This window comes from Mycobacterium sp. NTMscope_Eco_3 (genome assembly GCF_976985685.1).
This window is the reverse complement of the sequence record NZ_CDRJYZ010000001.1, coordinates 2,343,268-2,365,544: the sequence shown is the minus strand read 5'-3', so window position 1 is coordinate 2,365,544 and position 22,277 is coordinate 2,343,268. Positions and strand designations below refer to the sequence as shown.

The 22,277-nt window shown below is 69.0% G+C and carries 19 protein-coding genes and 1 pseudogene; 6 read left to right on the top strand and 14 right to left on the bottom strand.

What is annotated here, in order from left to right; genetic code table 11:
- Nucleotides 1-42: 42 nt before the first annotated feature.
- The 3 genes from AC0KTM_RS10900 to AC0KTM_RS10890 form a co-directional block, all read right to left on the bottom strand.
- A complete protein-coding gene (locus AC0KTM_RS10900) occupies nt 43-2,247 on the bottom strand; it encodes a malate synthase G (RefSeq protein WP_225329240.1) in 2,205 nt (734 codons plus the stop codon).
- Between the two features lie 312 nt (nt 2,248-2,559).
- Nucleotides 2,560-3,600, bottom strand: a complete 1,041-nt coding sequence (locus tag AC0KTM_RS10895; protein WP_238955864.1) for a hemolysin family protein — start codon at nt 3,598-3,600, stop codon at nt 2,560-2,562.
- A complete protein-coding gene (locus tag AC0KTM_RS10890) occupies nt 3,597-4,967 on the bottom strand; it encodes a hemolysin family protein (protein WP_225329242.1) in 1,371 nt (456 codons plus the stop codon). The genes AC0KTM_RS10895 and AC0KTM_RS10890 overlap by 4 nt, the downstream gene beginning before the upstream one ends.
- Nucleotides 4,968-5,274: 307 nt before the next feature.
- Here AC0KTM_RS10890 and AC0KTM_RS10885 point away from each other — a divergent pair, with 307 nt between their 5' ends.
- Complete coding sequence (locus tag AC0KTM_RS10885) at nt 5,275-5,907, top strand: GNAT family N-acetyltransferase (RefSeq protein WP_225329243.1); 633 nt, start codon at nt 5,275-5,277, stop codon at nt 5,905-5,907.
- Here the strand turns inward: AC0KTM_RS10885 and mbtN are convergent.
- The 7 genes and pseudogenes from mbtN to AC0KTM_RS10850 all read right to left on the bottom strand — a co-directional run bounded on the left by mbtN (nt 5,865) and on the right by AC0KTM_RS10850 (nt 13,036).
- Nucleotides 5,865-7,049 carry a mycobactin biosynthesis acyl-ACP dehydrogenase MbtN gene (mbtN, locus tag AC0KTM_RS10880; protein ID WP_238955862.1) on the bottom strand — a complete coding sequence of 395 codons (1,185 nt, stop codon included), beginning with the start codon at nt 7,047-7,049 and terminating at the stop codon, nt 5,865-5,867. The genes AC0KTM_RS10885 and mbtN overlap by 43 nt on opposite strands.
- Nucleotides 7,050-8,301 (bottom strand): annotated as a pseudogene (locus tag AC0KTM_RS10875) (AMP-binding protein).
- The gene (locus tag AC0KTM_RS10870; RefSeq protein WP_472415533.1) at nt 8,294-8,548 is read right to left on the bottom strand and encodes an acyl carrier protein; all 255 of its coding nucleotides are present in this window, start codon (nt 8,546-8,548) and stop codon (nt 8,294-8,296) included. The pseudogene AC0KTM_RS10875 and the gene AC0KTM_RS10870 overlap by 8 nt, the downstream one beginning before the upstream one ends.
- 57 nt (nt 8,549-8,605) lie before the next feature.
- Nucleotides 8,606-10,042 carry a GuaB1 family IMP dehydrogenase-related protein gene (locus AC0KTM_RS10865; RefSeq protein ID WP_225329248.1) on the bottom strand — a complete coding sequence of 479 codons (1,437 nt, stop codon included), beginning with the start codon at nt 10,040-10,042 and terminating at the stop codon, nt 8,606-8,608.
- 39 nt (nt 10,043-10,081) lie between these two features.
- Nucleotides 10,082-11,551: an NADP-dependent phosphogluconate dehydrogenase gene (gene gndA, locus AC0KTM_RS10860; RefSeq protein WP_238955860.1), complete on the bottom strand. Its 1,470-nt coding sequence runs from the start codon at nt 11,549-11,551 to the stop codon at nt 10,082-10,084.
- A gap of 100 nt (nt 11,552-11,651) precedes the next feature.
- Nucleotides 11,652-12,602 (bottom strand): M56 family metallopeptidase, encoded by a 951-nt coding sequence (locus AC0KTM_RS10855; protein ID WP_225341308.1) that lies wholly within the window; start codon nt 12,600-12,602, stop codon nt 11,652-11,654.
- 14 nt (nt 12,603-12,616) lie between these two features.
- Nucleotides 12,617-13,036, bottom strand: a complete 420-nt coding sequence (locus AC0KTM_RS10850) for a BlaI/MecI/CopY family transcriptional regulator (RefSeq protein ID WP_238955859.1) — start codon at nt 13,034-13,036, stop codon at nt 12,617-12,619.
- A 336-nt stretch (nt 13,037-13,372) separates the two neighbouring features.
- Here AC0KTM_RS10850 and AC0KTM_RS10845 point away from each other — a divergent pair, with 336 nt between their 5' ends.
- On the top strand, nt 13,373-13,795 hold the full coding sequence (locus AC0KTM_RS10845; protein WP_225330536.1) for a PaaI family thioesterase: 423 nt from the start codon (nt 13,373-13,375) through the stop codon (nt 13,793-13,795).
- 70 nt (nt 13,796-13,865) lie between these two features.
- On the opposite strand, the gene AC0KTM_RS10840 is transcribed toward AC0KTM_RS10845, so the two are convergent.
- From AC0KTM_RS10840 to AC0KTM_RS10830, 3 genes are all read right to left on the bottom strand, one after another.
- Nucleotides 13,866-15,251 carry an NAD(P)/FAD-dependent oxidoreductase gene (locus tag AC0KTM_RS10840; RefSeq protein ID WP_225330537.1) on the bottom strand — a complete coding sequence of 462 codons (1,386 nt, stop codon included), beginning with the start codon at nt 15,249-15,251 and terminating at the stop codon, nt 13,866-13,868.
- 185 nt (nt 15,252-15,436) lie between these two features.
- The gene (locus AC0KTM_RS10835) at nt 15,437-16,360 is read right to left on the bottom strand and encodes an LLM class F420-dependent oxidoreductase (protein WP_238957285.1); all 924 of its coding nucleotides are present in this window, start codon (nt 16,358-16,360) and stop codon (nt 15,437-15,439) included.
- A 57-nt stretch (nt 16,361-16,417) separates the two neighbouring features.
- Nucleotides 16,418-17,095: an SDR family oxidoreductase gene (locus tag AC0KTM_RS10830; RefSeq protein WP_225330538.1), complete on the bottom strand. Its 678-nt coding sequence runs from the start codon at nt 17,093-17,095 to the stop codon at nt 16,418-16,420.
- Nucleotides 17,096-17,283: 188 nt separating this feature from the next.
- Between AC0KTM_RS10830 and modA the strand changes: the two genes are divergently transcribed.
- On the top strand, nt 17,284-18,057 hold the full coding sequence (gene modA, locus AC0KTM_RS10825) for a molybdate ABC transporter substrate-binding protein (RefSeq protein WP_225330539.1): 774 nt from the start codon (nt 17,284-17,286) through the stop codon (nt 18,055-18,057).
- 27 nt (nt 18,058-18,084) lie between these two features.
- On the opposite strand, the gene AC0KTM_RS10820 is transcribed toward modA, so the two are convergent.
- The gene (locus AC0KTM_RS10820) at nt 18,085-18,768 is read right to left on the bottom strand and encodes a DUF2510 domain-containing protein (RefSeq protein ID WP_225330540.1); all 684 of its coding nucleotides are present in this window, start codon (nt 18,766-18,768) and stop codon (nt 18,085-18,087) included.
- 204 nt (nt 18,769-18,972) lie between these two features.
- On the opposite strand from AC0KTM_RS10820, the gene AC0KTM_RS10815 reads away from it, so the two are divergent.
- From AC0KTM_RS10815 to AC0KTM_RS10805, 3 genes are all read left to right on the top strand, one after another.
- Nucleotides 18,973-19,770 (top strand): ABC transporter permease, encoded by a 798-nt coding sequence (locus AC0KTM_RS10815; protein ID WP_225330543.1) that lies wholly within the window; start codon nt 18,973-18,975, stop codon nt 19,768-19,770.
- Between the two features lie 33 nt (nt 19,771-19,803).
- Nucleotides 19,804-20,907, top strand: a complete 1,104-nt coding sequence (locus AC0KTM_RS10810) for a sulfate/molybdate ABC transporter ATP-binding protein (protein ID WP_225330541.1) — start codon at nt 19,804-19,806, stop codon at nt 20,905-20,907.
- Nucleotides 20,908-21,049: 142 nt separating this feature from the next.
- A complete protein-coding gene (locus AC0KTM_RS10805; RefSeq protein WP_225341309.1) occupies nt 21,050-22,186 on the top strand; it encodes an alanine and proline-rich secreted protein Apa in 1,137 nt (378 codons plus the stop codon).
- The last annotated feature ends 91 nt before the right edge of the window (nt 22,187-22,277 follow it).

The following is a 22,277-nucleotide window of genomic DNA, read 5'->3' as shown; positions in this document are numbered from 1 at the left end:
CCGCGGCACTATTACACGTGCGAACCCGAATTGAGCGCAGGCTCAATTCGACTGCGCGGCGCGCGCCTTGGCCTCGCGCCGACGACGGTGCAGGATCGGCTCGGTGTAGCCGTTGGGCTGCTGCGTTCCGGTCAGGATGAGGTCCTGCGCCGCCAGGAATGCCACGCTGTCGTCGAAGTTGGGCGCCATCGGCAAATACGCCGCATCCTTGGCGTTTTGCTCGTCCACCAGCGGGGCCATTCGCTCGAGGCTGGCCCGCACGTCCTCCTCGGTGATCACACCGTGGCGCAGCCAGTTGGCCAGCAGCTGGCTCGAAATCCGCAGCGTCGCACGGTCTTCCATGAGCGCCACGTCGTGGATGTCGGGCACCTTCGAGCAGCCGACGCCCTGCGCGACCCAGCGCACCACGTAACCGAGGATGGACTGGCAGTTGTTGTCGACCTCCTCGCGGATCTCCTCGGAAGCCCACGCCAATTCCTTGGCCAGCGGGATGGTCAGCAACTCGTCGATGTTGGTGCGCTTCCTGCCCGCCAGCTCCTCCTGCACGGCACCCACGTCGACGTAGTGGTAATGCATCGCGTGCAGGGTGGCCGCCGTCGGCGAGGGCACCCACGCGGTGGTCGCGCCGGCCTTCGGCTGGCCGATCTTCTGCTCGACCATGTCGGCCATCAGTTCGGTCATCGCCCACATGCCCTTACCGATCTGCGCCTTGCCCTTGAAGCCGGCGGCCAGGCCGATGTCGACGTTCGCGTCCTCGTAGGCCTTGATCCAGGTGGTGCTCTTCATCGCGCCCTTGCGGATCATCGGACCGGCCTCCATCGAGGTGTGGATCTCGTCGCCGGTGCGGTCCAGGAACCCGGTGTTGATGAACACCACCCGGTCGGCCGCGGCCTTGATGCAGGCCTTGAGGTTGACGGTGGTGCGCCGCTCCTCGTCCATGATGCCGACCTTGAGGGTGCCCTGCGGCAGGCCGAGGACGTCTTCGACCCGGCTGAACAGCTCGCAGGTGAACGCGACCTCGTCGGGCCCGTGCATCTTGGGCTTGACGATGTAGATGGACCCGGTGCGGCTGTTGGCCAGCGGCCCGTTCGCGTCGCCGGTCTTGAGCCCGTGGATCGCGGTGAGGCCGGTGAACAGCGCATCCATGATGCCCTCGAACACCTCTTTTTCCTCGTCGCCGTCGCTCCACACGATCGCGTCGTTGGTCATCAGGTGTCCGACGTTGCGGACGAACATCAGGCTGCGGCCCGGCAGTGTCAGCTCGCCCTCGCCGTCGGGCGTGGAGTAGGTCCGGTCCTCGTTGAGCACCCGGGTGAAGGTCTTGCCGTCCTTGTCGACACTTTCGGACAGGTCGCCCTTGTTCAGGCCGAGCCAGTTGCGGTAGCCGAGCACCTTGTCGTCGGCGTCGACGGCGGCCACCGAGTCCTCGAAGTCCATGATCGTGGTGACGGCCGACTCCAGGACCACGTCCTTGATGCCCGCGGCGTCGGTCCTGCCGATCGGCGAGTCCGGATCAATGAGGATCTCGATGTGCAGGCCGTGATTGACCAACAGCACCGACCAGTTGGGGGAACCGAGCTCGCCGGTGTAGCCGGCGAACTTCTCCGGGTCGGCCAGGCCGACGGAGCCGTCGGCGGTCGCGACCTTCAGGCGGCCGTCCTCGACGGACAGGCCGGTCGCGTCGGACCATGAGCCGGACTCCAGCGGCGCGGCCTCGTCCAGGAACTTGCGCGCGTAGGCGATCACCTTGTCGCCGCGCACCTTGTTGTAGCTCGACCCCTTCTCGGCGCCGTCGTCTTCTCCGATGACATCTGTGCCGTACAGGGCGTCGTACAGCGAGCCCCACCGGGCGTTGGCGGCGTTCAGCGCGAAGCGGGCGTTGAGCACCGGCACCACCAGCTGGGGGCCCGCGGTCGTGGTGATCTCGTCGTCGACACCCGAGGTGGTGATCGTGAAATCCGCGGGTTCGGGCAGCAGGTAACCGATTTCGGTGAGGAACTCGCGGTAGGCGTCGATGTCGAGCGGCTCGATGACCCGCTGTCGGTGCCACTTGTCGATCTGGGCCTGCAGCTCGTCACGGCGGCGCAGCAGATCCTGGTTCTTCGGGGTGAGGTCGGTGACGACCTTGTCGACGCCCGCCCAGAAGCTGTCCGGGTCGATATCGGTGCCGGGCAAGGCCTCTTCGTTCACGAAGTCGTAAAGCACCCGGGCGACGCGCAAGTTCCCCGCCGACACGCGATCAGTCATGATTCTCCTCCGTCATGGGCCGCCCTGGACCGTCCATGGGCCGTCCATGGGCCAGAAAGGCCCAAATTAGCTATGTCATCAGCCTACCGAGCGCAGCCTGGCGAGCGTTATCCGTCGACCCGCCACAGCAGGTCAAGATACGCTGACAGCCCCAAGAATGATGCTGCGGCGGTCACCGGAATCGATGTCCAGCAACGCACATTCCGTGCGCAAGCGGCGTGCTGCCCTCCAGCGCCCTCCAGCATTTTCTTAACTGGTAGCCGTGAAAGATCATACGGGCTGCGCGCGGTCGGAACCGTCGGGCCAGTGCGGCTAGGCCTCGCGCATCGTCCCGACGAAGTCTTCGACCAGGTCTTCCATCGCCACCATCGCCACCGCGGCGCCGATCTCGTCGGTGACCAGCGCCAGGTGGCTGTTGTTGCGGCGCAGCCGCGACAACGCCTCGGCCAGCGGCAGCGACCGCGGCAGCCCCGGCAAGGGCCGCACCTTTGCCAGATCGATCACCGTCTGGGGACCGTCGTCGAGCGTCAGCACGTCCTTGATGTGCAGATAGCCGACGAAGCTGCCGTCGACGTTTGCCACGGGGAAGCGGGAGTAGCCGCTCTGGGCCAGGGCTTCCTCGACCGCGCCGACGGTGGGGCCCTTGCCCGCCGCGGCCACCGGCACCGCGCGCACCCCGGAGAGGGGCACCGCCACGTCGCCGACCACGCGGTGACGGATCTGCAGCGCCCGGGCCAGCCGGGTGCCCTCCTCCTGGTCCAACAGGCCTTCCGACGCGGACTCGGCGATCATCTCGCTCAGCTCGACGGGCGAGACCGTGATCTCCAGCTCCTCCTTGCGCTCGACGCCGAGCGCGCGCACCACCACGCTGGCGCACTTGTCGTAGAACACGATGAACGGCCGGGCCACCCGCACGTACGCCAGATACGGCGGGACGAGCAGCATCGCCGTGCGCTCCGGACCGGCCAACGCGATGTTCTTGGGCACCATCTCGCCCAGCAGCACGTGCAGCGTCACCACGATGGCCAGGGCGATCACGAACGACAACGTGTGCAGCAGCGCCGGGTGAATCGCGGTCAGCCCGAGCGCCGTTTGCAACAGGTCGGAGACCGCCGACTCACCGATCCGGCCGAGCAGCAGCGACGCGGCCGTGACGCCCAGTTGCGCGCCGGCCAGCATGGACGGCAGCTGCTCGCCGGCGCGGATCACCGCGACGGCGGCCGCCTTGCCCTGCTCGGCCAGCGCTTCGAGGCGGTCGCGCCGCGCCGAGATCAGCGAGAACTCCGCCCCGACGAAGAACGCGTTCACCGCGATCAGCAGGCACGCCAGCAGCACGCCCATGGTCTCGCTCATCGGCGTCCTTCCGCCGCGGGAATGTCGCCGTGACCGCTGAGTTCGGTCAACTCGAGCAGGTCGATACGGCGGCCGTCCATCCGGATGACCCGCGCCTGCCAGCGCGTCACCGCGTCGAGCAGCCCGTCGGCGTCCAGCCCGGGAAGCTTCACCGTTTCACCGGCCTCCGGGATGTGACCGATCTCGCGCAGCACCAACCCGCCGATCGTCTCGTAGGGTCCTTCGGGCGCCCGGAAGCCGGTGGCGGCGGCCACCTCGTCGATGCGCAACAGGCCCGACACCCGCCAGCCGGTGCCGGCGGGCACCACATCGGGAGTGGCGTCGTCGTGCTCGTCGCGGACATCGCCGACGATCTCTTCGATCAAGTCCTCGAGGGTCACCATGCCCGCGGTGCCGCCGTATTCGTCGACGACGAGCGCGGTTTGCAGGCTGCTGGCCCGGATCTCGGCCATCACCGCGTCACCGTCCAGTGTGGACGGCACCACGGCCACGGGTTGGGCCACCGTCGTCAGCAGCGTGCGGACCCGGTCGGCCCGCGGGATCGCGAACACCTGTTTGACGTGCACGATGCCGACGGTCTCGTCGAGGTCACCGTCGACGATGGGGAAGCGGGAAAACCCGGACTCGGCGGCCGCGGTCACCAGGTCGGCCACCGTGTCGTCGGTCTGCAGCGCCACGATCTTGGACCGCGGTGTCATCAGCTCCTCAGCGCTCAGGGTGCCGAACTGCAATGATCGGCGCACCAGGGCGGCTGTCGGGGCGTCCAGGGCGCCGCTGCGCGCCGACGAACGCACGAGTGACAACAGCTCTTGCGGTGACCGGGCGGACCGCAGCTCCTCGGCGGGCTCGATGCCCAGCCGGCGCACGATCCAGTTCGCCGCGCCGTTGGTCAATCGGATCGCCGGGGTCAGCAGCAGCGAGAACAGCAGCTGGGCGGCCACGACGGCGCGGGCGGTCGACAGAGGTCGCGCCACCGCCAAATATTTCGGGACTAGCTCGCCGAACACCATCGACACCGACGTCACGATCACCAGCACCAGGACGGCCATGATCGCGTCGCCGACCCTGTCGGGGATACCGAGCGCGTCCAGCCACGGGTGCGGCAGGTCCTCCACCATCGGATCGGTCAGGTAACCGGCCGCCAGCGTCGTGACGGAGATCCCGAGCTGCGCGCCCGACAACTGAAACGACAGCCGCTGATGCGCGCGGCGGATCCAGCGGTCGCGGCGGCCGCCGCCGCGGGCGTTTGCCTCGACCGCGCTGCGGTCCAGGGTGGTCAACGAGAATTCGGCGGCGACGAACACGGCGTTGCCGAAGATCAGCACCGCGATCGCCACAATGCTGATCACGGTGACGGTGACGTTCATGAATCACGCCGCCCGCGGATCGAATGTGGCGAGGCGGTGACCGGGGGAGGCTCCGCATCGGGCGGCTCGTCCGACGGCCCGTGCGCCGGCAAGCCGATGGCCTGCACGGGTGCCTGCGGCACGTCGATCCTTTCGCTGCCTGGTCGCGGGCGGACGCGGTTGCTTCCGTCTTTGCTGCCTTATGCTAGCCCGGGTTTCGGCCCTGCGGCGGCGACGCCGCCGCGACGCTGGTGCCGGCGCCGGAGGCGACCGCCGACCCGGGGCAACTACGGTATGCCTACCCTTACTCAGGTACGCTCTGCGCACTATGTCCGACGCCCCACCGGAAACGCCGTCCGTTCACATCCTGCCCCGCGAGCGCTTCGACATCGCCGACCACGTCGCACAGATCCCCCGGCCACCCACGCCCTTTCTGGATGCCCCCTTCGCGCTGCGCGTCGCGCAGCTCGCCGATGCGGACATGGTGGCCGAGTGGATGAACCAGCCGCATCTGGCCGAGGCGTGGGAGTACGACTGGCCGACGCCGCGCTGGCGGCAGCACCTGGACGCCCAACTCGGGGGCACCTACTCCCTGCCGTTGATCGGGAACGTGCGCGGCGCGGACTGCGCCTACCTCGAACTGTATTGGGGCGCAAGGGATCTCATCTCACGTTATTACGACGCCGAGCCCTACGACCTGGGGCTGCACGCCGCCATCGCCGATGTGAAGCTGGTGAACCGGGGCCTGGGCCCGATGCTGTTGCCCCGGATCGTGGCCAGCGCCTTTTCGATGGAGCCGCGGTGCCGCCGGATCATGTTCGATCCCGATCACCGCAACACCGCCGCGCGCAGGTTGTGCGAGTACGTCGGATGTGAGTTCCTCGGCGAGCACGACACGACGAACCGGCGCATGGCGCTCTACGCGCTGGAAGCCCCGGCATCGCCGACCAGGGACGCATAGCCGCCGTAATCGGGCGCCATTCCGGCGGCCACCAACTCCCACAACACCTCGTCGGTGCCGCCACCGACCCGGGCGAGCTTCATGTCGCGCCACCATTCGCCCAGCGGCGTCTCGTCGACGAGGTAACCCGCCCCGCCGAAGATGTGCATGCATTCCGAAATCACTTCCTCGCCAAGGCGGGCCGCGGTCACCTTGACTCCCGCGGCCGCGCGCAGATCCAGCCGGCCCTGCGCCGCGATGCCGTGCAGGCCATGCCGCAGCAGGTCGACGCGCGCCTGCAAATCCGCGATCCGCAGGCGCAGCGCCTGGTGTTCGAACAGCGTGTGACCGAACTGGCGTCGAGACATCATGCGGGCCAACGTGATCCCGATCGCCCGCTGGCACGACGCCGCGATCTGACCGGCGATCGACATCCGCTCGTGGGCCAGTCCCCAGCTGATGGCCGCCAGCCCGGTGCCGGCCCGCGCCACCAGGGCGTCGGCGGGAACCCAGGTATCGATGTGCACGGCGGCGGTGTCCAGCGGCCCGGCGCCAACCTTGTCGTAGGGCCGCTGCACGCTGACCTGGGCCGTCGGCACCGCGACCAGCGCGACGTTGCCGTGCCTGCTGGACGAGTCGTGGTCGACGCTGCGCGCCACCACCATGATGTGATCGGCGATGGGGGACAGCGAGACGAACTTCTTGATCCCGCGGACGTCGAAACCGCCTTCCCGAGAAGAGATCTCGGTCTCGACGATCTGCAGGTCGGAGCCGCCGGACTCCTCGGAGGCCCCGATGCACAGCACGGCCTGCCCGCGGATCGCTCGTTCGCAGATGTCCCGCAGGTAGTCCGACTTGCCGAACCGGCGCAGGACGGCGATCGCCGAGTCGTGCAGGCTGACGCCCACCCCGATGCCGGCCGAGGACAACCTGCCGAGGGCGAAGGCGAGCTCGACCAGTTTGCCGACGTCGGGCAGCGGGCCGTCGCCCCACTTCTCGCGGAAAACTCCGCGGGCGCCGAGGTGTTCGATCAGCTCACGTGGAAACCGTTGCCGCGCTTCGGCTTCCGCCGTCCAGGCCAGGACTTGCTCGTCGAACGCGTCGGTCAGCAGGTCCCGGTAGCCGTCGAGGTCGGTTGCGGTCGTCTCAGGCGTTGCCGTCACTTAATCCACCGTTTCTAGAGAGCGCCGCACTTCCAGGCGGCGCAGTTTGCCCGACGACGTTCGGGGCAACGACCCCGGGGCCATGAAGATGACGTCGGAGGGAACGACGCCGCACACGGATGCGACGCGCGCGATGACGTCGGCGCGCGCGCCCGCCTGATCTGACCCCCGGAATTCGGCGGCGACGATCAGGCCGGGGCGCGCGGAACGTTCGCCGGTGGCCAGCGCCGCCACGGCGCCTTCGCGCACGCCGCGGACCCCGGCCGCGACCATCTCGATCTCGGTCGGGAAGATGTTGCGCCCGGCGATAGTGATGAGCTCCTTGGCCCGGCCGCACACCACCAGGCCGCCGTCGGCAAAGAAGCCGAGATCGCCGGTGGGAAACCAGTTTTCGGTATCGACGCGGGCGTGGCCCAGGTAGCCGTCCATCATCGACGCGCCGCGGATCTCGATCTCACCGATGTCGCCCTGCGCGCCGTCACGCGGCGAGATCCGGATCTCGGTGCCGGGGATGGCCTCGCCCAGCACCGCGTGGCGGCGCGAGCCGGTCTCGTCGGTGACGTCGGCGAACCGTAGCCCGGTGCCCGGGGCGGGCACGCTCACCGCGCACGTCGACTCCGCCAGCCCGTAGGACGGGGTGGCCGCCCCGGCGTCGAACCCGAAGGGGCCCATCGCTTGCGCGAAGCGCTCGAATCCCTCGCAGTCGATCGGCTCCCCGCCGTTGATCGCCACCCGCACAGCGCCGAGGTCGACATCGGAGACCCGGCGGGCGTACCGGCCGACCAGGTTGTAGGCGAAGTTCGGTGCCGCGGTGATCGTCGCGCGGCTTTCCGACAGCCAGCTCAACCATCGAAACGGCGAGGCGGTGAAAGCCGATGTGGGCGCGAGCCATACCGACATGCCCCCCAACGACGACGCGAGCAAGAAGGACAGACCCATGTCGTGGTAGAGCGGCAGCCACGAGCAGCCGACGTCCGCGGGGGACACCGAGAGACGCTGATTGAGGCCGCGCAGGTTGGCCCGTCAGCCACGCGCCCGCGATCGCGGCGACGAACTCGACGGTCGGTTCGCCGACCAGCCCCACGGCGGCGGGCCGGCCCCGGTCGAGCAGCCAGGCGGCGATGCCCTCGGCCATCCCGTGCACCTCGGGCCACGGATGGCGGCGCCAGGCCGAGGACTCGCGGTCGAAGACGACCAGATCGCTGTTGGCGCCGCGCATCGCGGCCGTCAGCGCCGCGGCCAGCTCACTCATTGCGGTGTTTGGCGGCGATCGCGGCCTGCAGGTCGCCGACCGTGTCGCAGTTCAACAGCTCCTCTTCCGACAGCGAGACGCCCAGCCGTTCTTCGATGGCCACCATGCCCACGGCGAAGGCCACCGAGTCCAGTCCGACGTCGTCGACCAACCTGGCGTCGGGGGTCAGGCGGGACGCGTCGACGTTGAGGTCGTCGCGCAGGATGCTCAGCAGCTCGGCGCTGACGGTGGGGGAAGAGGAGGTCATGGCGCAGTAGGTTAGCAGGCCTTATTAGGCAAGGCTAGCCTTACTGCATGGCGCGTGTCACCAGCCCAGCGGTAGCGGATGCCCCTCGGCGAAGCCCGCGGTCGACTGCACCCCGACGACGACCCGTTCGTACAGTTCCGCCAGGCTCGCGGCGCCGACATAGGTGCAGGTGCTGCGCACGCCCGAGGTGATGTGATCGAGCAGGTCCTCGACGCCGCCGCGGGCGGGGTCCAGCCCCATCCGCGAGGTCGAAATGCCTTCCTCGAACAGGGCTTTGCGGGCGCGGTCGAACGCCGTGTCGGCGCCGCTGCGGGCGACCACGGCCCGCTTGGACGCCATGCCGTAGCTCTCCTTGTACGGCTGGTCCTCGCGGTCGCGCATCAGGTCGCCGGGCGACTCGTAGGTGCCGGCGAACCATGACCCGATCATCACGTTGGACGCGCCTGCCGCCAGCGCCAGCGCCACATCGCGCGGATGGCGGATGCCGCCGTCGGCCCACACATGCCCGCCCAATTCCCGTGCCGCCGAAGCGCATTCGACGATAGCCGAGAATTGCGGGCGCCCGACCCCGGTCATCATCCGGGTGGTGCACATCGCGCCCGGGCCCACGCCGACCTTCACGATGCTCGCCCCGGCGGCGAGCAGGTCGCGGGTGCCCTCGGCCGAGACCACGTTGCCCGCCGCCAGCGGCACGCCGAGATCGAGCGACGCGACCGTCCGGATCGCCTCGAGCGTCTTGACCTGATGCCCGTGGGCGGTGTCGATCACCAGGAGATCGATTCCGGCCTCGACCAGCGAGCGCGCCTTGGCCCCCACGTCGCCGTTGATGCCGACGGCCGCGCCCACCCGCAGGCGGCCACGCGCGTCCACGGCCGGGGTGTACAGCCCGGCGCGGATGGCGCCGGTGCGGGTGAGCACCCCGGCCAGCGTGCCGTCGGCATTGGTGACGACCGCGACACCGATCGGGGACTGCTCGAGCAGGTCGAAGATCTTGCGCGGCTCGGTGCCCACCGGGGCGGTGACGAAGTCGGTCATCGCGACGTCGCGCACCCGGGTGAAGCGGTCCACGCCCAGGTAGGACGATTCGCTCACCAGTCCCAGGGGCCGGCCCTCGAAGGCGACGACGGCGACCCCGTGCGCCCGCTTGTGGATCAGCGCCATCGCGTCGGACACCGAGTCGTCGGGCTCGAGCACCACCGGGGTGTCGAGGACCAGGTCGCGGCCCTTGACGAACTCGACCGTCTGCTCGACCGCGGTGATGGGCAGATCCTGCGGCAGGATCACGAGCCCGCCGCGGCGCGCCACCGTCTCGGCCATCCGCTTGCCGGCCACCGCGGTCATGTTCGCGACGACGACCGGAATCGTGGTGCCCGAGCCGTCCCCGGTGGACAGGTCGACGTCAAACCGCGACGCGACCTCCGAGCGGTTCGGCATGATGAAGACGTCGTTGTAGGTCAAGTCGTATCCGGGTCGGTGCCCGTCGAGAAACCTCATCGCAACCCAAGCCCCCTTACGCCCTCCAGTGTGGCCCGGCTAGGCGGGCACTTCGGTGCGATCGCCGCTCCACAGCGTGTGGAAGCGCTTGTCGGGGTCGTCATCGATGCGCCCGTAGGTGTGGGCGCCGAAGAAGTCCCGCAACCCCTGGGTCAGCGCGGCGGGGAGCCGCTCGGTGCGCAGCGCGTCGTAGTACGACAGCGCCGAGGAGAAGCCGGGGATCGGGATGCCCAGCCGGGTGGCGGTCACCACAACCCGGCGCCAGCCGTCGATGGCGGCCTCGATGGCGCTGCGGAAGTAGGGGGCGACGATCAGCGTCGGCAGGTCGGGGTCTTCGTCGAAGGCGTCTTTGATCCGGTTGAGGAACTTCGCCCTGATGATGCAGCCGCCGCGCCAGATGGTGGCCAGGTCGCCGGGCGTGATGCCCCAGTCGTATTCGGCGCTGCCGGCCTGAATCTGGTTGAAGCCCTGCGCATAGGCGATGATCTTCGACGCGTAGAGCGCCTGCCGGATGTCCTCGGTGAATTGCCGTGCGTCGGTGGGCTTTTCACCGAGCTCACCCGAGGCCAGCCCGGTGGTGGCCTTGCGCTGGGTGACCGATCCCGACAGCGCGCGGGCGAACACCGCCTCGGCGATGCCGGTGACGGGCACACCGAGGTCGAGGGCGGACTTGACCGTCCACCGGCCGGTGCCCTTCTGCTCGGCCTCGTCGAGGATCAGGTCCACGAGCGGCTTGCCGGTCTTGGCGTCGGTCTGGCGCAAGACCTGGGCGGTGATTTCGACGAGGAAGCTGTCCAGGTCGCCGGAGTTCCACTCGTCGAACACGTCGGCGATCTCGCCGGCGGTCTTGCCGAGGCCGTCGCGCAGCAGCTGGTAGGCCTCGCCGATCAACTGCATGTCGGAGTACTCGATGCCGTTGTGCACCATCTTGACGAAGTGCCCGGCGCCGTCGGGACCGATGTGGGTGCAGCACGGCACCCCGTCGACGTGCGCGGAGATCTCCTCGAGCAGCGGGCCCAGCGACTTGTACGACTCGGCCGGGCCGCCCGGCATGATCGACGGGCCGTTGAGCGCGCCCTCCTCGCCGCCGGAGATGCCGGCGCCGACGAAATGCAGGCCGCGCTCGCGCATCGCCTTCTCGCGGCGGATGGTGTCGGTGTAGAGGGCGTTGCCGCCGTCGATGATGATGTCGCCGTCCTCCATGGCGTCGGCGAGCTCGTTGATCACCGCGTCCGTCGGGTCACCGGCCTTGACCATGATCAGCACCCGTCGCGGCTTTTCCAGCGCGTCGAGGAATTCGGCGATGGTCTCGGTACGCACGAACGTGCCGTCTCCGCCGTGCTCTTTGAGCAGCGCATCGGTTTTGGCGATCGACCGGTTGTGCAGCGCCACGGTGTAGCCGTGCCGGGCGAAATTGCGGGCGATGTTCGACCCCATCACGGCCAGGCCCGTGACGCCGATCTGCGCGGTGCCGGTCTGGGAACCCGCCTGCGTGTCCGACGAACTCATGTCTTGCCTCTCAAATCGGGAGAACATTTCGCAAAAGCTTTCGGTGACACTGTGGCACAGCGCATGGACACGCGCCCGGGGTGATCGGCCCTCGGCGGCGTCAGAGGTTGAAGAGGCGTTCCAGCTCCGTGAGCCAGGGCACGGCGAGCGCGATGGTGGGCACCACGAAGACCGCCGCCGCGGCAAGGTACGCGACCGCCGACAGCGTGGCGCTGTTGCCGCGTCCGCCCAGCCGGCGCACTCGCAGCACCGTGCTGGGGCCGCTCGCCGCGAGCGCGCCCGACGGCGCCCGCCCCGACGCGCAGGCGACCAGTGCCCGGGCCAGGGGAGCGCGGCCGGCGGCGCGCACCGCCGCGTCGTCGGCGAGCAGCTCGACCAGAAGCTGGACGGCCCCCAGCGCGTTGGCGCTGCGGACCACCCGCGGGAAGGCGGCGTGCACGGCGGTGAACGCCTCGAGCACCAGATCATGCCGGGCCCGCAGGTGGGCCCGTTCGTGGGTGAGGATGGCGGCGACTTCGGCGTCGGCGAGCGTGCTCAGCGTTCCTTCGCTGACCACCACCCGGCTGCGCACACCCGGCAGGCAGTAGGCGAGCGGTTGCGGGACATCCAGTACGCGAAGGTCGCGCCTGCGGGTGCAGGACTGGGACAGCGCCGCGTCGTGGCCGACTCCGACCAGGTCGACGACCATGCGGTGATGGGCCCGTCGCTTGCGATTGGCGATGGCCACCCGGGCGAGTGCGACCATCAATCGGGCGCCGACCAGCACGGTTAGCGCGAAAACCCCGATGTATGCCGTCCACAGCGGCCATCCGAGCCGGTCGGCGGCGCCGACGATGCTGGTCGTGGGTCGCCCGTCGGGACCGGGCATGAGCAGCCGGGTGGCGATCGCGATCCCGGCGCTGAAGGCCGACAGGACCGCGGCCAGCGCGACGGCTTGCCACAACACCATGGCGGCACGGGGGGCGCGCAGCGGCCAGCGCGCGCGTGCCAACATGGCCGGCACGGGGCCGGTCAGTAGCACCGCGAGAATGGTGAAAGCCAGCGCGGACACACTGTTAGTGTCCCTCAGCCCTCCGGGGCTGCGCCAGCAGATGGCGAGTTGTTGCGTTGATTGGCTTCCAGTTCGGCGAGCGCGCGCCGAAGCGCCGCGGCCTCGTCGGCGCCGACGCGCTCGACGAAGTGCACCAGCGCGGCCTGCCGGCCCCCGGAGTCCTCGGCCTGGGCCAGTGCGTCCACCATGAGCCCGGCGACCAGTTCGTCGCGGCCGTGCACGGGGGCGTACCGGTGCGCGCGGTCGTCACGGATCTGGGAGACCAGGTTCTTCTTGGCCAGCCGCTGCAGCACGGTCATGATCGTGGTGTAGGCAAGGTCGCGCTGGGCCGCCAACGCCTCATGGACCTGGCGAACCGTCTGAGGCTCGGGCGTGGACCACAGATGGTCCATGACGGCCCGTTCCAGATCCCCCAGCCGTGTCAGTTTGGCCATAGTTCGTTCATCTCCTGAGCGTCGAAACCAGACTACTCCCGCTTACTACCGACCGTCGTACGGAAAGCTGACAAATCTCTGTGCCGGCCCGCCGTCGCGCCCCGGCGCGAACAAGTCGAACAATACCCCTTGCAAAGTTAGGGCAGCCTTGCCTATGCTAATCCAGTCGAGCGATAACGGACCGCGTGAGAGTCCTGAGGGCTGCAGTGACCCCCGGTCTACTCGATCGGCTGAGCCCCGTGCCTAGTGCACGGGGCTCAGCCGTTTTCGGGGTATATCCGGCGAGTTGTGCTGCCGCCAAAGCCGTCCCGCACGCGATGGTGTAGACACAGGGGCGTGCCAGAGCCGCAGGAAACGATCATCCCGCCGCATTTCTCCGCGCCCTTCGACCGCGAGATCGGCTTGCAGTTCACCGAACTCGGCCCCGACGGCGCCCGCGCCCAACTCGAGGTCACGCCCAAGCTGTTGCAGCCGATGGGTCTGGTGCACGGCGGCGTTTACTGCTCGATGATCGAAAGCATGGCCAGCGTGGCGGCCTACACCTGGCTGGCCACCCGCGGTGGCGGAAATGTCGTGGGAGTCAACAACAACACCGACTTCCTGCGCTCCATCGGCTCGGGCATGGTCTACGGCAGGGTCGAACCGATTCACCGCGGCCGGCGCCAGCAATTGTGGTTGGTCACCATCACCGACGACGACGATCGCGTGGTTGCCCGCGGCCAGGTGCGACTGCAGAACCTCGAGCTTCGCGAAGGCTGATCGCAGGGCACTCCGGTTGCGCGATCGCCGAATACCTAGGTCCCGCAACGGGACTGGCGACGGCGCGCGGCTAGCTGGCCCGTCGGGCGACCGGGCGCTTGGTCTCCGCGGCGAGCACCGCCAGCTGTTCGAGCCGGGTGCGGGCGAACGCCTGCTGCTCGGTGATGGTGAGTTGACCCCGTCGGGTGCTCAGGAACGTCACCGTCCACGACAGCAGCGTGCTGATCTTGGTCTTGAACCCGACCAGGTAGACCAGGTGCAGGACCAGCCACGCGAACCAGGCGAACAGGCCGCTGAATTCGACCGGACCGATCTTGGCCACCGCGGAAAATCGCGACACCGTGGCCATCGATCCCTTGTCGAAGTACTGGAACGGTTCCCGCTCGGCCGGGTCGGCGCCGTCGAGTTCGGCCTTGATCGTGCTCGCGACGTACTTGGCGCCCTGAATGGCGCCCTGGGCTACCCCCGGCACGCCTTCGACCGCGGCCAGGTCGCCGATGACGAACACGTCGGGGTGGCCCGGGATGGACAGGTCGGGCAGCACCTTGACGCGTCCGGCCCGGTCGAGTTCGACCGTCGACTGGTCGGCGAGGTCGCGGCCCAGCGGGCTGGCCGAAACGCCGGCGGACCAGACCTTGCAAGCGGATTCGATGCGCCGGACCGTGCCGTCGGAGTCCTTGACGGTGATGCCGTTGCGGTCGACGTCGGTGACCATGGCGCCCAGCTGGATCTCCACGCCCATCTTTTCCAGCCGGTCGGCGGCCCGCTGACCCAGCTTGTCGCCGAAGGGCGGAAGCACCGCGGGGGCGGCGTCGAGCAGGATCACGCGCGCCTTGGTGGAGTCGATGTGGCGGAACGAGCCTTTAAGCGTGTAGGTCGCTAATTCCGCGATCTGCCCGGCCATTTCGACGCCGGTGGGGCCGGCACCGATCACGGTGAACGTCAGCAGCTTGGCGCGTCGTTCCGGATCACGGGACCGCTCGGCCTGTTCGAAGGCGCTCAGGATCCGCCCGCGGACCTCGAGCGCGTCGTCGATCGACTTCATGCCCGGGGCGAACTCGGCGAAATGGTCGTTCCCGAAGTAGGACTGGCCCGCGCCGGCGGCGACAATCAAGCTGTCGTAAGGGGTTTCGTAGGTGTGGCCGAGCAGATCCGACACGACGAACTTGCCGTCCAAGTCGATGTGGGTGACGTCGCCGAGCAACACCTGGACGTTGCGCTGCCGACGCAGGACGACCCGGGTGGGCGGGGCGATGTCGCCCTCGGACACGATGCCGGTCGCCACTTGGTACAGCAGCGGCTGGAAGAGGTGGTGCGTGGTGCGGGCGATCAGTTTGATGTCGACGTTCGCGTGCTTGAGTTTCTTGGCAGCGTTGAGCCCGCCGAAGCCCGACCCGATGATGACGACCTGATGGCGACGCTCCGGTCCAGCTTTGGTACCTGGCTGGGGGCTCATGTTTCCGCTGCTCCTGACGAGGGCTTTTGGACGCGCGACTGCGATTAGCAACCACGCTAGTCAGGCGGATACCCCGAAACCCAACTCACAACGTGTGTAATCAACCACACCGCGCGCATCACTCCTGGTCGGCGAACGTGATTCTCGTCATGTTCGCCGACCGGGTGCGCGCTGAGCCCTGCCGCCTAGAGCCCGACGAGCGGGCGCAGCGCCTCGCCGGCCGCCTCGACGATGCCCGGTGTGTAGAACGGCAGGTTGATGATCACGCCGTCGATGCCCGCGTCGATGACCTTGGTCTTGATCTGATCGGCGACCGAGTCCGGGGTGCCGACCACCATGCGCTGTTTCATCTCCGCGGGAATCTGGTCAAGGCTCGCGTTCTCGTCGATCAGCACCGTGGTCAGCGAGCTGGTCTCCAGGGTCGCCGGGTCGCGGCCCACCTCCTCGCACGAGCGCCGCACCACCTCCAACTTGCCGGGCAGTTCGTCGAAGCCCGCGATCACGTTGAGGTGGTCGAAATGCCTTGCGGCGAGCGGGATTGTCTTCTTCTCGCCGCTGCCGCCGATCATCAGCGGAATGTGGTCTCGGAAGCGGGGATTGGCGACCGCGTCGCTGGCGCGATACCACTTGCCCGAGAAGGTCGCCTGCTCGCCCTTGATCATCGGCAGGATGATTTCGAGGGCTTCGTCGAGCCGGTTGAATCTGTCGGTGAAGGTGCCGAATTCGAAACCCAACTGGTCATGCTCGAGCTCGAACCAGCCGGTGCCGATGCCCAGGATCGCGCGGCCCTGGCTCACCACGTCCAGTGTGGTGATGATCTTCGCCAGCAGGGTGGGGTTGCGATACGTATTGCCGGTGACCAAGGTGCCCAGCTGCACCCGCTCGGTGGCGGTGGCCAGCGCCCCCAGGGCGGTGTAGGCCTCCAGCATGGGCTGATCGGGCGATCCCAGCATCGGCAGTTGGTAGAAGTGGTCCATCACGAAAACCGAGTCGAATCCCGCGGATTCGGCCTCGCGTGCCTGGGCGATGACGGTGGGGAAGAGTTGCTCTACCCCCGTGCCGTAGGAAAAGTTGGGAATCTGCAGACCAAGTCGAATAGCCACGCTGATTACCGTAGCGATCGGCCGGGCGCGGGAGAAGGGTTTGCGGCGGGCGCGGGTTACGCCTCAGGCGAACTGAGCCAGCGCGCCGTGGCTCACGTGCAACGTCTGACCGGTGATGTGGCGCGCCGCCGACGTGGTCAAGAACAGCGCCAGGCGGGCGACCTCCGCGGCCACCGGCGCGGCGGTGCGCGAAAGCCCGTCGTAGCCGGCCTGAGCGCTGCGCCCACTGGCGACGGCGTTGACCGTGATTCCGCGCGTGCCGAAGACGCTCGCCTGTCCCGCGGTCCAAGTCGCCAGCGTCGCTTTGATCGCCGCGTCGGCGCTGCCCGCCGGCGGGTTCTCGGGTACCACGCTGATGATCGACCCGCCCGAACGCAGATGATCGCCCACGGTCTGAAGGGTCAGCACCGCCGAAAGCACCGTCGCGTCAAGGGCATTGCGCCACGCGTTGGCGGTGTCGGCGATCGAGTAGGTGCGCGGGTCGCCGGCCTCCCAGGTGGGCGCCGGCACGTTGACGATGGTGTCCAGGTGATGGGGGAACAGCGGGCGAGCCTCTTCGAGGCTGGCCGGGTCGGTGGTGTTGCAGACGATCGCCTCGACCTCTAGTTCCTTGGCGGCGATCTCCAGATCGCTCTTGCGCGCGCCCACGAGGGTCACTCTGTGGCCGTCGTCGCGGAAGCCCTCGGCCACCGCGCGCCCCAGCTCCGTGTCTCCGCCGGTAACCAGTACCTCCACTGCCATGACCTCCTCTGCCTGGGACCTCAGCGCGTTATGGCGTCAATCCCCGTATATGTTACTGGACAGTAGCTAGCCGGCGAAATTTTTGCCGCCGCGACGCGCGGATCAGTTCGGTAACTATTTGTGCGTCACTTTTTGCGGCGATTTGGGCGCCACGCGCACCGCAGCATCGGCGGGTTAGGGTGCATCCCATGCGTCGGATCGGGATCCTGGCCAGTTTGGTTTCGACGGTGTTGGTGGCCGGGCTGGTCGGGTGCGGTTCCAAACCGCCGGCGCAGTCGCCGCAGGCGTCCGGGAAGGCGATGGTGTTTGCCGCCGCGTCGCTCAAACCGGCGTTCACCCGGATCGGTCAGCAGTTCACGGCCGAAAACCCGGGCACCGGCGTCGATTTCGAGTTCGCGGGCTCCTCCGAGCTGGCCACCCAGTTGACGCAGGGCGCCACCGCCGACGTCTTCGCGTCGGCCGACACCGCGCAGATGGACACGGTCGGCAAGGCGGGCCTGCTGAGCGGCGAGCCGAGGAACTTCGCGGCGAACACGTTGGTCATCGTCACCGCGCCGGGCAACCCGAAGAAGATCGAAAGCTTCGCCGACCTGGCCAAGCCCGGCCTCAACGTGGTGATCTGCCAGCAGCCGGTGCCGTGCGGGGCGGCCGCGCGTCGCGTCGAAGACAGCGCCGGGGTGCGGCTCAACCCGGTCAGCGAGGAACTCAGCGTGACCGACGCCCTCAACAAGGTCACCACCGGTCAGGCCGACGCCGCGCTCGTCTACGTCACCGACGCCAAGACGGCCGCCGGCAAGGTCGCGACCGTGACCTTCCCCGAGGCGGCCGGCGCGGTGAACGTCTACCCCATCGGGGTGCTGCGGAACGCCGCGCATGCCGCGCAGGCGCAGAAGTTCGTCGACCTGGTGACTTCCCCGGCCGGCCAGCAGATCCTGGCCCAGGCGGGCTTCGCCAAGCCCTGACCGCCGGCCCACCGCCACCGCCGTCGGCTAGGGCTGAAAGGCCGGAAGAATGGCGCCGGAATCGCGAATCTCCCAGATGCTGTTCTTGCTCACGCCATCGAAGTTGATCTTGTTCAACGTCGCCCGCGAGTAGGTGAGGTCGATGGCGACCTGGGTCGAAGTGTTGCCGTACGGGTCGGTCATCGGGAAAGTGCCCTGAACGTTCACCGCGGCGGCCTCGGGATAGGTCGCTCGCGCGTACTTGAGAATCGCGATGGTGTCGAGCCGCGCGCCGTCCCTGATCATCGCCTCGGTGTAGTTGTCTCGAATGGCAAAGCGGGCGTTGACGATGTCGCCGTCCGGGCCTGGAGCGGTCGTGAAGGTCACTCCGTCGGGCTTCTTCGGACCGGCCGGCGTCGACGGCGCCGCCTCGGTCGGTGTCGACGGTCCCGCCACGGTCGCACCACCCGACGGGGACGATTGGCCGCCATCCTTTCCGTCGAAGCCCCAGCTTCTGCCGACGATGACGAGGAGCACGAGCGCGGTGAGTACCGCCAGGGCCAGGGCCGCCTTTCCCGAGACGCCCTTCTTCGGCGGCTCGGTGGCGAAAGCCCATTCGCTGGTCCAGTTGGTGCCGTCGAAATACCGTTGCAGCCCATGGCCTACCCCGGCGGGATCGGGGTACCAGCCCGGCGCCGATTTGGGCGGGGGCGGCGCCTGTTCAGATGGCATCCATGCACCTTCGTCCTGGCGGTGACCTTCCGGCTACCCGCGGCGATGGCCGCGCAAAACCATTCTCGTCGCACCGGCGGACTACCGCTCGGCGGGTATCGGCCCCGCTTCGGCGCGCCGCCCGCGGCATTCCGGTGTAATGCGGAGAGTGGGTGAGCGGGTCCCGCGTGAGTGTTCGAAGTGACCGTCGGCAGGAGGGCATGTATTAGCGCGCATAGCACGGATCTGCCCCGCTGGGTGTATCTCCCCGCGGCCGTCGGGACCGTCTTCGTGGTGCTGCCATTGCTGGCCATCGCGGTCAAGGTCGATTGGCCGCATTTCTGGTCGCTGATCACGAGCTCCTCGTCGAGGACGGCGCTGGCGCTCAGCCTTCAGACCGCCGCCGCCAGCACGGTGTTGTGCGTGGCGCTGGGCGTGCCGATGGCGCTGGTGCTGGCCCGCAGCACCGCGCGGGCGGTGCGGTTGCTGCGGCCGTTGATCCTGCTGCCGCTGGTGCTGCCGCCGGTCGTGGGGGGGATCGCCCTGTTGTATGCGTTCGGACGGTTCGGATTGCTCGGCCAGTACCTGGAGGCTGCCGGCGTCCGCATCGCGTTCAGCACCACCGCGGTGGTGCTGGCGCAGACGTTCGTCTCGCTGCCATTCCTGGTGATTTCCCTCGAGGGCGCCGCGCGCACCGCGGGGTCCGATTTCGAGGTGGTGGCCGCGACGCTGGGGGCGCGGCCCAGCGCGGTCTGGTGGCGGGTCACCCTGCCGCTGTTGGTGCCCGGCGTCGTATCGGGCGCGGTGCTGGCGTTCGCCCGCTCGCTGGGGGAGTTCGGCGCCACGCTGACCTTCGCCGGCTCGCGCCAAGGGGTGACCCGCACGCTTCCGCTGGAGATCTATCTGCAGCGGGTGACTGACGCCGACGCCGCCGTGGCGTTGTCGATCCTGCTGGTGGTGGTGGCGGCCCTGGTGGTGCTGGGGCTGGGCACGCGCCGGCTGACCGGCGCGGACGCCAGGTAGGGCCGGACCATGAGTGACAGGTAGGGCCGGACCATGAGTGAATTGCAGCTGCGCGCGGTCGTCTCCGAGCGTCACGTGGACGTGGAGTTCTCCGTGGCCGCGGGGGAGGTGCTCGCGGTGCTGGGCCCCAACGGCGCGGGCAAATCGACTGTCCTGCACGTCATCGCGGGCCTGCTTCGACCCGACCGCGGGGTGGTGCGGCTGGGCGACCGAGTCCTGACCGACACCGCGACCGGGGTCGACGTCCCGACGCACGACCGCCGGGTGGGGCTGCTGCTGCAAGACGCATTGTTGTTCCCGCACATGAGTGTTGCCGCCAACGTCGCGTTCGGACCGCACAGTCGCCGCGCGAGGCTGCGCTCGGCCCGCGCGGCGGAGAAGGCGACGGCAGCGCGCTGGTTGCGCGAGGTGGACGCCGAGCGCTTCGCCGACCGCAAACCGCGGCAACTCTCCGGCGGACAGGCACAGCGGGTCGCGATCGCGCGGGCGCTGGCGGCCGAACCCGATGTGTTGCTGCTCGACGAGCCGCTGGCCGGGCTCGACGTCGCCGCGGCCGCGGCGATCCGGGCGGTGCTGCGCAAGGTCGTCACCCGCATCGGCTGTGCGGCGATCCTGGTCACCCACGACCTGCTGGACGTGTTCACGCTGGCCGATCGAGTGCTGGTGCTCGAGTCGGGCAGGGTCGCCGAAATCGGCCCGGTGCCCGAGGTGCTCACCGCGCCCCGCAGTCATTTCGCCGCCCGGATCGCGGGTATCAACCTGGTCAATGGCACGGTCGACACCGACGGCTCGCTGGTCGCGCACTCCGGCGACCGCTGGTATGCGGCCCCACAAGAGCGCGGCGATCTGGTCTCACCCGGGCAGCACGCGATCGCGGTTTTCCCGCCCACGGTGGTGGCCGTGTATCGCGATCGGCCGCACGGCAGCCCCCGCAACGCCGTCGAGGTCACCGTGTCCGAGATGGATATCCGCGGGTCGGCGGTGCTGGTGCGCGGCGCTCAGCAACCCGACGGTGCCCCCGGCCTCGCCGCGGAGATCACCGCGGACGCCGCCGCGGAGTTGCGATTGGCGCCGGGCGACCGGGTGTGGTTCTCCGTGAAAGCCCATGAGGTGACGCTGTATCCGACCGCGCACTGAGCGCCGGCGGCCGAATGTCCGTGCGGCACTCGATCTCCGGGCGGCACTCGGCAGGTTGCACATTGGCAACATCGGCACAACTGCGCTGCATTAGTCCGCAAAGCTCCTTGCGTCACAGCGGTAACACGGTAGGTTCGTCGCCATGGAGCAGGTGGAACCGACCTCGACACGCCGCCAAGGACTGTGGACGACGCTGGCGATCACCACGGTGAGTGGTGCCAGCGCCCTCGCCATCGCATTGCCGGCGACCTCGTATGCCGATCCCGAGGTCCCGACCCCCGTCCCGCCGAGCACGGCCACGGCCCCGCCCGCGGCACCGGCCGCACCCGCGGCACCGGCCGCACCCGCGGCGCCCGCGGCGCCGGCCGCACCCGCGCCGAACGGGCAACCGGCACCGGGTGACCCCAACGCGGTCCCGCCGGCCGTCGCCCCGAACGGGGCACCGCCACCGCCGGTCGACCCCAACGCCCCCCCGCCGCCCGTGGACCCGAATGCGCCCCCGCCACCGCCGGTCGACCCCAACGCCGGGCGCATCAACAACGCCGTGGGGGGATTCAGCTACGTCCTGCCCGCCGGGTGGGTGGAGTCGGACGCTTCCCATCTGGACTACGGCTCGGCGCTGCTGAGCAAGGTGACGGGCCCGCCACCGATGCCCGACCAGCCGCCGCCGGTTGCCAACGACACCCGCATCGTGATGGGCCGCCTCGACCAAAAGCTTTACGCCAGTGCGGAAGCCGACAATGCCAAGGCCGCGGTGCGGTTGGGTTCGGACATGGGTGAGTTCTTCATGCCCTATCCCGGCACCCGCGTCAACCAGGAGAGCACCCCGCTCACCGGCGCCAATGGAAGCACCGGGAGCGGCTCGTACTACGAAGTCAAATTCAGTGATGCCTCCAAGCCGAACGGCCAGATCTGGACGGGCGTCATCGGCTCGGCCAACGGCGGGAATGCGCAGCGCTGGTTCGTGGTGTGGCTCGGAACCTCGAACGACCCGGTGGACCGGGGCGCGGCCAAGGCGCTGACCGAGTCGATCCAGGCGTGGACACCGCCGGCGGCTCCGCCACCGCCGCCGGGCGCCCCGGGAGCGCCGGCGGCCCCGGGAGCCCCTGCGCCCGCACCGGCTCCCGCACCGGTGGCTCCGGGAGCGCCCGCACCGGCGCCAGCGCCTGCGGCTCCGGGAGCCCCGGCGCCGGCTCCCGCACCGGTTCCGGGTCAGGCGCCGGCCGTGGAGGTCAGTCCCACCCCCACACCGGCACCGCAACAAACCCTTTCGGCCTGACCGGTCGGCCCTGATCGCACGGGCCGACGGAAAACCGACTGGTCAACCGTCTCCAATTCGGCACTCGTTTTGTGACCCAAACTGGGTATAC